The following is a 12,752-nucleotide window of genomic DNA, read 5'->3' on the forward strand; positions in this document are numbered from 1 at the left end:
GTCCTGCGCGGCGGGGGCCGGTTGAGGAGCACTCCGGTATGGTCGATTGCTGGTCGACCGACCGGCGGACGGAGCAGGCAGTGACAACGGTGCAACAGGACCGGCGGACGGCGCAGGCCGAACCGGCCCGCGTTCCCCCGACGGAGCCGGCCTGGCGCCGACCCGTGACGGACGCGGTCCGCGCGGTCCGCGAGGCCCCCCGCCGGCAGCTGCGGATCGCCTGCCTGGTGGCGGGCGTCTCGCTGCTGCTCTACGCGGTGGTGCGGCACTTCATCGGCACCTCGATGGTCGACATGATGGTCTACCGGGCCGAGGGCGCCGCGGTGGCCAACGGCCACGACCTCTACGCCCTGCGGGTCACCCAGTGGAACCTGCCGGCCACCTACCCGCCGTTCGCGGCGATGCTCTTCCTGCCCTCCAGCTGGTTCCCGGTGGGCTTCCTGCGGGTGGCGATCACCGCCGGCAACGTGCTGCTGCTCGGGCTGACCGCGCTGCTGTCGTTCCGGCTGGTCGACTGGCCGCGCCGGGAGGTCCGGCCGGTGGGCGTGGTGCTGGTGGCCGGGCTGGGCGTCTGGCTGGAGCCGGTCTTCACCACGCTGCGCTACGGCCAGATCAACCTCGCGCTGCTCTGCCTGGTGCTCTGGGACCTCACCCGGCAGGACGGCCACCGGTGGAAGGGCGTCGGGATCGGGATCGCCGCCGGGATCAAGCTCACGCCCGGCCTGTTCGCGGTCTACCTGCTGCTCACCGGACGGGTCCGGGCGGCCCTGGTGGCCGGCTTCACCTTCCTGGCCACCTTCGCCCTGGGCGCGGTCGCGCTGCCCAGCGCGACCTGGGGCTTCTGGACCAAGTACCTCTACGACTCCTCGCGGGTCGGCAAGACCGAGATCGTCGACAACCAGTCGCTGCGCGGCGTCGCCGCCCGGTTCCTGCACCACGCCAACCCGGGCCTGCCGGCCGTCGTCGCCGCCGCGCTGGTCGCGGTGGCGGGGCTGGCGGTGGCGGCCTGGGCCCACCGCAGCGGGCGCTGGCTGCCGCGCGCGGAGGCCTGGGGGGTCTGCTGCGCCGCGGTCACCGCGCTGCTGATCTCGCCGATCAGCTGGACCCACCACTGGGTGTGGTGCGTGCCGATCCTGGTGCTGCTGGCGGCGGAGGCCTCGTACGAGCGTTCGCGGCCGGCGATGTCCCGGCGGCGGCGCTGGCGGGTGATCCTGGGCCTGACGCTGGTCGGCTTCTGCTCCTTCTCGATGTGGCTGGTGCCGCACAAGGGCATCACCAACCTGCAGATGAACCTGCTGAAGCAGATCCCGGCCGGGATGTACCCGTGGATCGGGCTCTGCTTCCTCGCCGTCGCCGCGCTGCGGATCCGGGCCCGCCGGCGGGCCGCGGGCGAGCCGCTGGTGCGGCTGCCCGGGCAGCGGCTGCCGGTCGAGGACGGGCGGCCCGTCCCCGTCCCGCGCTGACGGCCCGCCGCCGCTCTCACGCCAGCAGCTCGGCGAGCGAGCCGTCGAGGTCCAGCACGCCCAGCTCGCCGCCGGGCGGCACCAGCCGGTGGGTCTGCTCCAGCCAGCCGGCCACGGCCGGCAGCGGCGCCTCCAGCAGCGCGTCGCCGGCCGGCGAGGCGAGCGCCAGGCAGAGCACGCCGCGCCGGCCGGCCCTGGTCGGCCAGATCCGCACGTCGCCCTGCCCGCACGGCCGGAACGTTCCCTCGACCAGCAGCTCGCGGGAGAACACCCAGGTCACCGGGGTGCCGGTGTCCAGGTGGAAGGTGATGTGCACGGCGTAGGGATCGTGCGTCCCGTACGAGAGCCGGGCCGGGACCGGCACGCTGTGCTCGGGGGAGACCACCAGGTTGAGGTCGAGTTCGTGCTCGACCACGCTTGGCCGACGGTCCATGATCGGTTCCTCTCTGCTCTGCTCGGCTGCCTTTCACCCGTGGAGAGACCGTTGCCGGGCGGCTCTTACACACCTTTTCGGGGCCGGGCGGGAGCCGGACGGGAATCGGTGTGCACGGGCGGCGGCGGGGCGTGCGGGCGGCGTCGCGCGCGCTCGGGGTGCGCGCCGGTGGACGCGGGCCGGGCGGCGGGGGCGGGCGGCCGGACGTGGGCAGCCGTCGACGGACAGCCAACCGGCCCGGGGTGCCGGCTGTCCCGGGAATCGGCAAGTGCCGCCCGGGCGGGCGCGAAGGTACTACCCTTTGTGACTGCCTGGCGACGTGGCGTGTGGCCCGCCGGAGGCCCACAGGAGAGTTGATCTGAATGTCGGACCAGCCGTCGGCCGGCAGCGTGGAGACCGCCGTCGTTCCCGCGCCCGGCTACTACCCGGACCCGTCGGTGCCGGGCTTCGTCCGCTACTGGAACGGCGCCGGCTGGGTGCCCGGGACCAGCCGGCCCGCCCCGGCTGACGGGCAGGTGCTGGAGCCGCCGCGGTTCGCCACCCGGCCGGGCCCGCGCCCGAACGCGCGGTACATCCCGCCGCCCGTGGTGCCGGTGGCCGAGGCGGAACCGGAGACGGGCGAGACCGGACCGGTGTTCCTGGACCAGACCGTGGCGGGCGCGGTCTTCACCCGCGGGCCGGAGACCGAGGGCGGCGGGTCGTCGGCCTGGCAGGCGGACCCGCGCGAGCAGCGGGGGCTGCTGGAGACCGGGAACGCGCCGCGCTGGGTCTCCTGGGGGTCCCTGCCCGCGGCGCCGCGCGAGGAGGAGCCGGCGCCCGCACCTGCCGCTGCCCTCACACCTGCTCCCACTCCCACTCCCGTACCTGCTCCCACTCCCACTCCCGTACCTGCTCCCACTCCCACTCCCGTACCTGCTCCCGCACCCGTACCTGCTCCCGCACCCGCACCTGGTCCCGCACCGGCGCCCGTCCTGGCCGCGCCACCGGCCCCGACCGCGCCCCGGAAGTCGCCCCCGCCGACTTCCCCCGTCCCGGTGGTCCGGCGGCGGACGCCCGTGCCCGCCGCCCCGCCGGTGGCCGGCCTCGGTCGACGGCTGGCGGCCCGGGCGCTGGACGGCGCGGTCTTCGCCGCCGTGGCCGCCGGCGTGGCGCTGCCGCTGCTGCCGGCCGTGGTCGCGGACGTCCAGGCCAAGCTGGACCAGGCCCGCACGGTGAGCCGGCTGACCGGCCGTGAGGTGCAGGTCTGGGTGCTCGACGGCGCGGTGCTCGGCCGGCTCGGGCTGCTGCTCGGGGTGCTGCTGGTGACGGGCTTCCTCTACGAGGTGCTGCCGACCGCGCGGACCGGTCGCACCCTCGGCAAGCGGCTGACCGGTCTGCGGGTGGTCGGCCCGGACGGCCGGCGCGCTCCGGCACTGGGCCGGGCGCTGGCCCGCGGGCTGGTCGGTGTGCTGACCGTGCTGACCCTGGTGGGTCTGCTCGCACCGCTCTTCGACCGCCGGCTCCGGCGCGGCTGGCCGGACCGGGCGGCCCGGACGAAGGTGGTCGCGGGCTGAGGGTTTCGTGCCATCGGCAGAACGGCCCAAATATCGGCACATCACATCAGATCGGGTGATCTACTCACAGCATGACCAGTCATGACCCGTCAAGCCCCGAGCCGGAGGAGGGCGGCCAGCCCTTGTTCGACAAGCAGCAGCCGCCGGAGGGGCCTCCGCCGTCGGAGGCCGCGCCGCCCCGGCCGGAACCGTACGGCGGTGGCGGGCCGTACGGCACGGGCGCGCCGCCGCCGTACGACGTGTGCCCGGGTAGCCCGTACGACTCGACGCGGCAGCAGCCGGGCCACGGTGCGCCGGCCGGCGCACCACCGGCCGGGATGCCGCCGCTCGGCAGCTGGCCGAACCGGATCCTGGCCCGGGTGATCGACTACGTGATCATCCAGGTCATCGCCTTCGTGGTGGTCCTGCCGTTCACCGGTTTCCGCAACTCCGACGGCTACACCGACGGCGTCTGGGTCTTCTACGGGCTCTACCTGGTCTACGAGGGCCTGATGCTCTCCCGGGACGGCCAGACGCTGGGCAAGAAGGCGATGAAGGTCCGGGTCGCGATGCTCGCCGACGGCAGCAGCCCCGGCAACACGGCCGGTTGGACCCGGGCCGCCGTCTACACCCTGCCCGCGGTGATCTGCTGCGGGCTCTGGTGGCTGGTGAACGGGCTGTTCGGGGTCTTCGACAAGCCGTACCGGCAGTGCGTGCACGACAAGGCCGCCAGGACCGTGGTGGTCTCAGTGACCTGACCGCGCGTAGTCCCCCCGGGGGACGCCCGGCCGCGGCTCGGGGGTGAGTGGCCGGCGGCGGCCGGGCAGGGCGGCGACCAGCGTGCCGGCGACCACCGCGAGCAGGGTCAGCAGCGCTACCTCCGGGAACCCGGTGGCGCCGGAGAGCGCGAGCAGCACCAGGGCGGTGACCACCACGGTGCAGGTGCCCGCGCAGACCCGGGCGGCGAGTGAGTGCGGCATGGCGGTCCGTCCTTCGCGCGTCGGGGGGCTGTCGCGATCGGGGGTGCGTGGGATCAGCGCGCTGGTTCCGCTCTGCTCCTACCCCGGAGAACCGTTCGGTAAGTGCAGCCTAAGCGGGCATATGCCGGGGCACGGAGGGGCGCACGGGCTCATGCCCCGCGCAGTCCGCCCCGGGGCTACCGTGGCCTGCGACAGCCGTACCGTCCGCCGTGAGTCCGCCCTGGGGGAGCCGTGCCCGACCGACGTCCGTGGATCAGCCCTGTCGACCTGGCCGGTTGGCCGCGCACCGAGCGGGAGGCCGTCGCCGAACAGCAGCGGCTGCGGGCCCTGGTCGAGCCGACCGGCCCGGGCCCGGCCGGTGCGGCGCTGGTCGCGGGGGTGGACGTGGCGTACGACGACGAACGGGACGTGGTGGCCGCGGCCGCCGTGCTGCTCGACCTGGCCACCCTGGAGGTGGTCGAGGAGTCCACCGCGGTCGGCCGGATCGCCTTCCCCTACCTGCCCGGGCTGCTGGCCTTCCGGGAACTCCCGGCGGTGGTCGACGCCTTGGCCGGCCTGGGCCGCCGCCCGGACCTGGTGGTCTGCGACGGCTACGGGCTGGCCCACCCGCGCCGGCTCGGCCTGGCCAGCCACCTCGGGGTGCTCACCGGTCTGCGCACGCTGGGCGTCGCCAAGACCCCCTTCAGCTTCGACCACCGGCCGCCGGCCCCCGAGCGGGGCGCCTGGACCCCGCTGCTGGACCGGGAGGACGGGACCGAGGTGGGCCGCGCGCTGCGTACCCGGACCGGGGTGAAGCCGGTCTTCGTCTCGGTCGGCCACCGGATCGGCCTGGCCGAGGCGGTCGACTGCGTGCTCGCGCTGACCCCCGCCTACCGGCTGCCGGAGACCACCCGCCGGGCCGACTCGCTCTGCCGCCGCGCCCTGGTCACGGCGTCGGCGACCGCGGGATCGGCCGAGCCGACGTCCGCGGTCGCCGGACACCCGGACAGCGGGGCTCGTGGTCGCTAGAGTCGCGATCATGAGCATAGGAGACGACTTCTTCGCGGGCCTCCACCACGTCCAACTCGCCATCCCACCCGGGGCCGAGCCGCAGTGCCGGGAGTTCTGGGGCGAGGTGCTGGGCATGACCGAACTGCCCAAGCCGCCCGTGCTGGCCGCCCGCGGCGGCTGCTGGTTCCGCGGCGGCGGCCTCGAGGTGCACCTCGGGGTGGAGGCGGACTTCGTCCCGGCCCGCAAGGCGCACCCGGGAATCCTGGTGCGCGGGCTGCGCGAGCTGGCCGCACGGTTGGAGGGGCACGGGCACCCGGTGCAGTGGGACGACGAGTTCCCCGGCCACGACCGGTTCTACGCGTTCGACAAGCTCGGCAACCGGCTGGAGTTCCTGGAACCCAGGACTGACGGGTAGTCAGCTGGCCAGCGGTGCGCCGGTCAGTTCGCGTGCCTCCAGGTAGGTCTGGGCGGCGGCCATCCCGTACACCGGCTGGATCAGCTGCTGGCCCTTGAAGAACGGTCTGGCGGGCGCGAATCCGGCGGCCACCACCAGCTCCCGGATCTCCGCTATCTCCGCCTCGCTGCGGGCGGTGAAGCGGACCTCCCACCCCTTCTTGTACGTCGAGCCCCGCTCGCCGGCGCGGCGGGCGGGGTCCGGTCGCCGGACGTAGCCCGGCAGGCGGCCCAGGCGCAACTGCGCCGCGCTCAGACCTAATGTCTCGTCATATGGCATGACTCGATGGTAGGCAATCGGTGCGGCGCGAAAGACCCGGAGGCAGTGTTAGGGAGGCGTGGCCCGGGTCACACCGCGGTGCCGGCCTTGGCCAGCGCACGCAGCGCGGTCCGCTGGGTGAGGGCCAGCAGGCCGACGGTGATCGCCCCCATCGCGACCGCGAAGGCCAGGTGCCCCACGGTGGAGGTGACGTTGAGGCCGACCGCGGCGAGCGCGAAGTGGCTGCCGAGGCGCAGCACCACCAGGCCGATGGCGACCTTGCGGGTCTCCTTGCCGCGCCACATCGCCCGGGCCAGCCGGATCCGCTTGCGCAGCAGGGTGAGCGAGAGCGTGATGTTGACCGCGACCAGGAGCAGCAGCACCGGCCAGACCGCCGGGAAGGCCTTGAGCAGGTCGTAGGCGGAGGCGAAGACGGCCTCGAAGCCGAAGAACCAGGCCGGCAGCTTCATCTCGTCCAGGTTGATCGGCGCGGCGGCCGGCTGCTCGAGCTCGGTGGCCCGGTCGCTCCCGACGGTGTCGGACGTGCTGCTCATGGTGGTTCCCCCCGTGGCGTCTCCCCGGTCGCGGGCCCAGTGCCCCGCCGGTGAGCACGAGTCTGCCAGGGGGCCGGGCACGGCCGGCAGGGCGGGCGGTCATCGGTCCCGGATGACGGATGTCACGGGTTCCCCGCTGAATCGACTGAGCATTTCCGCAAGTGCTTTGCTCCTCATTACTCCGTTCGGGTGAGGGTATGGCGACTTTAGTGCGGAGCTGTCCCGGTTTGACGACGGTTGTGTAACGGTGCGTCAGGTTGCGCGTGCGGCAAGCGGGTGATTGGGGAGGGTTGTCGCATGAGCTACCAGATCCCCTCGGCCACCCCCTCGCTGGAGGAGCTGGCCCGCCGTCAGCAGAACGTGGTGACCGCAAGCCAGTTGCGCGCCCGGGGAGTTCCGCCCCGGGTGGTCAGTGGACACTGTCGCAGCGGAGGCCCCTGGCAGCGCCTGCTGCCCCGGGTCTACCTGCTCCAGGAGGGTCTGCCCACGCCCGAGCAGCGGATGTGGGCGGCGCTGCTCTACGCGGAACAGAACGGCCGCGAGGCGGACCGCCGGGAGGGCGCGGTGATCACCGGCGCCGCCGCGCTGGCGCTGTACGGCTTCTCGGCGGTGCCCCGGCTGCCGGCGGTCACCGGGGTGGAGGTGCTGGTCCCCCGGCAGCGCCGGCTGCGCGACGTCGGCGAGGTCCGGATCCGGCGCACCGCGAGGGAGCTGGAGGCCCGCGAGGTGCACGGGCTGGCCTGCGCGCCGATCGCCCGGGCGGTGGCCGACGCGCTGCGCGACTGGACGGAGTCCGGTGTGCTGGAGTCCGGGCTGCTCGGCCCGCGACTGCTGCGCTCGGTGCTCGGTGAGGCGGTCACCGCGCCCGCCGGCGCCGAGCGGCCGGTCTGCACGGTGGGCGAGCTGATCACCGAGCTGCGCGAGGCGGGCCTGGTCGGGATGCCCAGGATCCGTGCCGCGCTGGACGAACTACTCGCCGCCGAACGGGAGTCGGTGCTCTCCCGGCTTGGCGAGCTGGTGGACGAGTGGCTGCTGCCGGTCCCGCTGGCCGCCCCGGAGCTGCGGATGCGCGGCGGCACCTTCGTCGCCGTCCCGGACCTCTACTGGCCGCAGGTCGGCGTCGCGGTGGAGGTCGACTCCGCGCTGCGCTGCGTGAGCGAGGGCGAGGCCGCCTGGGTGCGCACCGGCCAGCACCGGATGGAGTACCTCGGGGTCCGGGTGGTCTACGTGACCGGCGCCCGGGTGGCCGCCGAGCCGGACGCGGTCGGCGAGGAGCTGCGGCAGGCCTTCCTGGCCGGCGGGACGGACGTGGTCCAGCTGCTGGTGACCGAGGGCTGAGGCGCTAGCTGCCGAGCACCGGGCTCCCGGTCAGCTCCACGCCGGCCGCCCTCAGCTCCGCCAGCGCGTCCCGGGTGGTCTCGGGCATGACCCCCGCGGTGAGGTCGAGCAGCACCCGGGTGCTGAAGCCCTCCCGCACGGCGTCCAGCGCGGTGGCCCGCACGCAGTGGTCGGTGGCGATCCCGACCAGGTCGACGGCGTCGACCGAGCGGGCCCGCAGCCAGCCGGCGAGCGTGTTCCCGTTCTCGTCGAAACCCTCGAAGCCGCTGTAGGCGCCGGAGTGGGCGCCCTTGTCGAAGACCGCCTCGATCGCGCCGGAGATCACGGCGGGGGCGAAGTTGGGGTGGAAGCCCACGCCCTCGGTGCCGGCCACGCAGTGCGGCGGCCAGGAGGTCCGGAAGTCGGGCTCGGCGGAGAAGTGCGGGCCCGGGTCGACGTGGTGGTCGCGGGTGGCCACGATGTGCGCGTACTCGTCCGCCGCGGTCGCGACCAGCTCGGTGATCGCGGCCGCCACCTCGGCCCCGCCGGCGACGGGGAGGCTGCCGCCCTCGCAGAAGTCGTTCTGCACATCGATGACGATCAGGGCCCGGTGCATGGCTTGCTTCCTCGCTGGCGGTCGGTTCGGAGTCACGGCAGTCATAGGGAGTGGAGAGTGGCCACTCTAGGGAGTGCGGGGGAGGGACGAAAGGGGAGGGACGGCCCGGGCCCGTGGCGGTCCGGGCCGTCCGGGCGGGTTCAGCCCAGCACCAGCTCGGTGGGGATCACCGGCTCGCCCTTGGAGAGCTGGGTGGCCGAGAGCGGCAGGGTGGCCCGGGCGCGCAGGTGGCGTTCCCGCGCGGCGGCCAGCGGCTCGCGCCCGACCACCTCGCCGCCGCTCACCAGCGGCACGTGCAGGGCGTGCGCCGCCAGCTCGGCCGGCACCGGCCCGGTGCCGACCACCTCGGCCTCGGCCACCCCGTCCCGGTCCGGGCGCCGGGCGGCCCACTTGCGTCCGCCCAGGCTGCTCTTGGCCCCCGCCGAGCGCTTGGCCACCGGAACCAGCGGCGCGTCCGGGTCGGCCGAGCCGGCCCGGGCGACCAGCTTGTAGACCATCGCGCAGGTCGGGTGGCCGCTGCCGGTGACCAGGCTGGTGCCGACCCCGTAGCCGTCCACCGGCGCGGCGGCCAGCGCGGCGATCGCGTACTCGTCGAGGTCGGAGGTGACGATGATCCGGGTCTTGTGGGCGTCCAGCTCGTCCAGCTGGCGGCGTACCCGGTGGGCCAGCAGGGTCAGGTCGCCGGAGTCGATCCGGACCGCGCCCAGCTCGGGGCCGGCCACCTCGACGGCGGTGCGCACCGCCTCGGCCAGGTCGTAGGTGTCCACCAGCAGGGTGGTGCCGGTGCCCATCGAGGCCAGCTGGGCGGTGAAGGCGTCGCGCTCGCTGTCGTGCAGCAGGGTGAAGGCGTGCGCGGCGGTACCGGTGGTCGGGATGCCGTGGGTGAAACCGGCGGCGAGGTCCGAGGTGGCGGCGAAGCCGGCCAGGTAGGCGGCCCGGGCGGCGGCCACCGCGGCGCCCTCGTGCGCCCGCCGGGCGCCCATCTCGATGCACGGACGGTCACCGGCGGCGGCGGTCATCCGGGAGGCGGCGGCGGCGATCGCGGAGTCGAAGTTGAGGATGGAGAGGATCACCGTCTCCAGGATCACCGCCTCGGCGAAGCTGCCCTCGACGGTCAGCAGCGGGGAGCCTGGGAAGTAGACCTCGCCCTCGGGGTAGCCGTGGATGTCACCGGTGAAGCGGTAGTCGGCCAGCCAGCGCAGGGTTTCGTCGTCCACCACCTTCTGGTCGGCGAGCCAGTCCAGCCGGGTGGTGTCGAAGCGGAAGTTCTCCACCGCGTCCAGCACCCGCCCGGTGCCCGCCAGCACGCCGTACCGGCGGCCGTCCGGCAGCCGCCGGGTGAAGACCTCGAAGACCGAGCGGCGGTGGGCGGCTCCACTGCGCAGGGCGGCCTGCAGCATGGTCAGCTCGTAACGGTCGGTGAGCAGCGCGGTCGAACCGGCTGCCGGCGCAGTGGGGATGGCCGACTGCGCCGCGGGTGACGTGGCGTCCATGAGGATGATGTTACTACCACTTAACGTCAGTCTGACGATTTCTGGCCGGGAAGTCGGGCCGGAATCGCTCCCCGCTCCCCCGGATGGCAGCATGGGAGGTCAGAGGAGCCTTACCGTCCCCGACGCATGCCCCAGCGAGGAGAGACAGCCGTGAGTGTCGCGCCGGCCGAGATCGAACGCCCCGAGGCTGAGAGCCTCCCGGTCGTGGACCCGGACACTCCGTGGGTGACGATCGTCCACAACGATCCGGTGAACCTGATGAGCTATGTCCTCTACGTCTTCCAGGCCTACTTCGGCTACCCGAAGGAGAAGGCCCGCAAGCTGATGATGGACGTTCACACCCGCGGCCGGGCGGTGGTCTCCAGCGGCTCCCGCGAGGAGATGGAACGCGATGTCCAGGCGATGCACGGCTACGGCCTCTGGGCCACCCTGCAGCACGACTGACCGACCCCACCGCACCACGCACCGCACGAGACCGCTTACCGAAACGGGTTACTGACTGATGGCTGGGTTGTTCGAGGGGACCGGCGACGGCGGCGCGGCGATCGCGCTGGAGGAGGTGGAGGCCGCGATCCTCCGCTCGCTGGAAGTGCAGATGCTGGAACTGATCGGGCCCGGCCCGGGCGGTGCGGGGGACGACCCGCTGGCCGCGCTCTTCGCGGAGGGCCCCACCGAGGCCCCCGCCGACCCGGCGCTGGCCCGGCTCTTCCCCGACGCCTACGGCGAGCCAGGCGCCCCCGCGGATCCGACGACCAAGGCCGCGGCCGGCGAGTTCCGCCGCTACACCGAGCCCGACCTGCGCACCCGCAAGCGGGAGGACGCCCTGCTGGTGGTCCGGGCGCTGGACGGTCTGGGTGGCGAGGGCGGGGTGATCCGTCCGGCCGCCGCCGACTGCCCGCGCTGGCTCGGCGCGCTCAACGACCTGCGGCTCACCCTGGGCGCCCGGCTGGAGATCACCGAGGAGGACGAGCAGCGCCTCTACGACCTGCCGGACAGCGACCCCCGCAAGCCGCTGGTGATGGCCTACCTCTGGCTCGGCGCGATGCAGGAGTCGCTGCTGGAGGCGATGACCGGCTGAACCCCTCGGTCGTCGCCGGGGCGGTCGACGGCACGTCCGCTGAGCGGTCCAATCTGCACCGCTCCCCGGGTGACGCCGTGGTACGACTGCCTGACCTGCATCCCGGCGACGCGAGGACGGTGGCCGATGGCCCAGCCGACCGGCTACGACGAAGTGACGGACCCCCAGCCGGACGAGGAGGGGTACGAGCGCGGGCTGGGCAGCCGGCAGATCCAGATGATCGCGATCGGCGGCGCCATCGGCACCGGGCTCTTCCTGGGCGCGGGCAGCGCGATCGCCCAGGCCGGCCCGAGCCTCGTCCTGGCGTACGCGCTGGCCGGCGTGGTGATCTTCGTGATCATGCGGGCGCTGGGCGAACTGCTCACCTACCGCCCGGTCTCCGGCAGCTTCTCCGAGTACGCCCGGGAGTTCCTCGGCCCGTTCGCCGGCTTCGTCACCGGCTGGACGTACTGGCTGTTCTGGGTGGTCACCGGGATGGCCGAGACCACCGCCGCCGCGGTGTACGTCAGGTTCTGGGACCCCGACGTCCCGCAGTGGAGCAGTGCGCTCTGCTTCCTGGTGCTGCTCTACGCCGCCAACCTGATCTCGGTGAAGCTCTTCGGCGAGATCGAGTTCTGGTTCTCGATGGTCAAGGTGACCGCGATCGTCGCGATGATCCTGATCGGCCTCGGGGTGCTGATCTTCGGCTTCAGCAGGGCCGGTGACACCGCGTCGGTCACCCTGCTGTGGCGGCAGGGCGGTTTCTTCCCGCGCGGGGTCGGGAGGACCCTGCTCACCCTGCAGATCGTCATGTTCGCCTACCTCGGCGTCGAGCTGGTCGGCGTCACCGCCGGCGAGAGCCAGGACCCGGCGCGGACCTTGCCCCGGGCGATCAACACCCTGCCGCTGCGGATCGTGCTCTTCTACGTGCTGTCGCTCGCGGTGATCCTCTCGCTGGTGCCGTGGACCGACTTCCACCCCGGGATCAGCCCGTTCGTGGCCGCCTTCGGCAAGGTCGGCATCCCGGCGGCGGCCGGGATCATCAACTTCGTGGTGCTCACCGCCGCACTCTCCTCCTGCAACTCCGGGATGTACTCCACCGGTCGGATGCTGCGCGACCTCTCGCTGCGCGGCCAGGCACCGAGCCGTGTGGCGGACCTGAACCGGCGTCGCACCCCGGCCCCGGCGATCACCGTCTCCGCGCTGCTGATGGGCCTGGGCGTGGTGCTCAACGCGATCGCCCCGGGTCGGGCCTTCGACTACATCACCGCGGTCGCCACCGTCTGCGGCCTGTGGACCTGGGGGATCATCCTGCTCTGCCAGCTGCGCTACCGGGCCTCCTGGCAGGGCGGCCACCTGCCGCCGCCGACCTTCCGGGCACCGGCCGGGCGGTGGAGCAGCTGGGCGGCGCTCGCGTTCCTGGTGCTGGTGCTGGTGCTGATCGGCTTCGACCGGGAGAGCCGGATCTCGCTCTACGTCTTCCCGGTCTGGGGGGTGCTGCTGGTGATCGGCTATCAGGTGCTCCGGCGGATCCGTCCGGAGGCGGTGCAGGGCCGGCCGCACGACCACCTGCACGTCAAGGTCGGTCCGCCGGCCTGACTATCC

General features: G+C 73.5%; 15 protein-coding genes. 9 read left to right on the forward strand and 6 right to left on the reverse strand.

Annotated elements, in window-relative coordinates; genetic code table 11:
* The first annotated feature begins 80 nt into the window (after nucleotides 1-80).
* Nucleotides 81-1,463, forward strand: coding sequence for a glycosyltransferase 87 family protein (locus tag ACZ38L_RS17305; RefSeq protein WP_465693993.1), 1,383 nt, complete (start codon nucleotides 81-83; stop codon nucleotides 1,461-1,463).
* Between the two features lie 16 nt (nucleotides 1,464-1,479).
* Here the strand turns inward: ACZ38L_RS17305 and ACZ38L_RS17310 are convergent, their stop codons facing one another.
* On the reverse strand, nucleotides 1,480-1,896 hold the full coding sequence (locus ACZ38L_RS17310; protein ID WP_465693994.1) for an SsgA family sporulation/cell division regulator: 417 nt from the start codon (nucleotides 1,894-1,896) through the stop codon (nucleotides 1,480-1,482).
* 362 nt (nucleotides 1,897-2,258) lie between these two features.
* On the opposite strand from ACZ38L_RS17310, the gene ACZ38L_RS17315 reads away from it, so the two are divergent.
* A complete protein-coding gene (locus ACZ38L_RS17315; protein WP_465693995.1) occupies nucleotides 2,259-3,449 on the forward strand; it encodes an RDD family protein in 1,191 nt (396 codons plus the stop codon).
* 71 nt (nucleotides 3,450-3,520) lie between these two features.
* Nucleotides 3,521-4,186, forward strand: a complete 666-nt coding sequence (locus ACZ38L_RS17320) for an RDD family protein (RefSeq protein WP_465693996.1) — start codon at nucleotides 3,521-3,523, stop codon at nucleotides 4,184-4,186.
* Here ACZ38L_RS17320 and ACZ38L_RS17325 read toward each other — a convergent pair.
* Entirely contained in the window at nucleotides 4,175-4,408 is a 234-nt protein-coding gene (locus ACZ38L_RS17325; RefSeq protein WP_465693997.1) for a hypothetical protein, read from the reverse strand. The two genes, ACZ38L_RS17320 and ACZ38L_RS17325, sit on opposite strands and share 12 nt — an antisense overlap.
* Nucleotides 4,409-4,639: 231 nt before the next feature.
* Between ACZ38L_RS17325 and ACZ38L_RS17330 the strand changes: the two genes are divergently transcribed.
* Nucleotides 4,640-5,416 (forward strand): endonuclease V, encoded by a 777-nt coding sequence (locus tag ACZ38L_RS17330; protein ID WP_465693998.1) that lies wholly within the window; start codon nucleotides 4,640-4,642, stop codon nucleotides 5,414-5,416.
* Nucleotides 5,417-5,426: 10 nt separating this feature from the next.
* The gene (locus ACZ38L_RS17335; RefSeq protein WP_465693999.1) at nucleotides 5,427-5,813 is read left to right on the forward strand and encodes a VOC family protein; all 387 of its coding nucleotides are present in this window, start codon (nucleotides 5,427-5,429) and stop codon (nucleotides 5,811-5,813) included.
* Here ACZ38L_RS17335 and ACZ38L_RS17340 read toward each other — a convergent pair whose 3' ends face one another.
* Nucleotides 5,814-6,131 carry a hypothetical protein gene (locus ACZ38L_RS17340; protein WP_396563862.1) on the reverse strand — a complete coding sequence of 106 codons (318 nt, stop codon included), beginning with the start codon at nucleotides 6,129-6,131 and terminating at the stop codon, nucleotides 5,814-5,816.
* A 68-nt stretch (nucleotides 6,132-6,199) separates the two neighbouring features.
* Nucleotides 6,200-6,664 (reverse strand): hypothetical protein, encoded by a 465-nt coding sequence (locus ACZ38L_RS17345; protein WP_465694000.1) that lies wholly within the window; start codon nucleotides 6,662-6,664, stop codon nucleotides 6,200-6,202.
* Between the two features lie 297 nt (nucleotides 6,665-6,961).
* On the opposite strand from ACZ38L_RS17345, the gene ACZ38L_RS17350 reads away from it, so the two are divergent.
* Nucleotides 6,962-8,002, forward strand: coding sequence for a hypothetical protein (locus tag ACZ38L_RS17350; protein WP_465694001.1), 1,041 nt, complete (start codon nucleotides 6,962-6,964; stop codon nucleotides 8,000-8,002).
* Nucleotides 8,003-8,006: 4 nt separating this feature from the next.
* Here ACZ38L_RS17350 and ACZ38L_RS17355 read toward each other — a convergent pair whose 3' ends face one another.
* Both ACZ38L_RS17355 and ACZ38L_RS17360 read right to left on the reverse strand, forming a co-directional pair.
* Nucleotides 8,007-8,597 (reverse strand): isochorismatase family protein, encoded by a 591-nt coding sequence (locus tag ACZ38L_RS17355; RefSeq protein WP_465694002.1) that lies wholly within the window; start codon nucleotides 8,595-8,597, stop codon nucleotides 8,007-8,009.
* 140 nt (nucleotides 8,598-8,737) lie between these two features.
* Nucleotides 8,738-10,090, reverse strand: a complete 1,353-nt coding sequence (locus ACZ38L_RS17360; RefSeq protein WP_465694003.1) for a nicotinate phosphoribosyltransferase — start codon at nucleotides 10,088-10,090, stop codon at nucleotides 8,738-8,740.
* Nucleotides 10,091-10,240: 150 nt separating this feature from the next.
* Here ACZ38L_RS17360 and clpS point away from each other — a divergent pair, with 150 nt between their 5' ends.
* From clpS to ACZ38L_RS17375, 3 genes are all read left to right on the forward strand, one after another.
* Nucleotides 10,241-10,534: an ATP-dependent Clp protease adapter ClpS gene (clpS, locus tag ACZ38L_RS17365; protein WP_396563872.1), complete on the forward strand. Its 294-nt coding sequence runs from the start codon at nucleotides 10,241-10,243 to the stop codon at nucleotides 10,532-10,534.
* A gap of 58 nt (nucleotides 10,535-10,592) precedes the next feature.
* Complete coding sequence (locus tag ACZ38L_RS17370) at nucleotides 10,593-11,168, forward strand: DUF2017 domain-containing protein (protein WP_396563874.1); 576 nt, start codon at nucleotides 10,593-10,595, stop codon at nucleotides 11,166-11,168.
* A gap of 126 nt (nucleotides 11,169-11,294) precedes the next feature.
* Nucleotides 11,295-12,746, forward strand: a complete 1,452-nt coding sequence (locus ACZ38L_RS17375) for an amino acid permease (RefSeq protein WP_465694004.1) — start codon at nucleotides 11,295-11,297, stop codon at nucleotides 12,744-12,746.
* Nucleotides 12,747-12,752 lie beyond the last annotated feature (6 nt).

This window comes from Kitasatospora sp. NPDC024654, assembly GCF_055559155.1.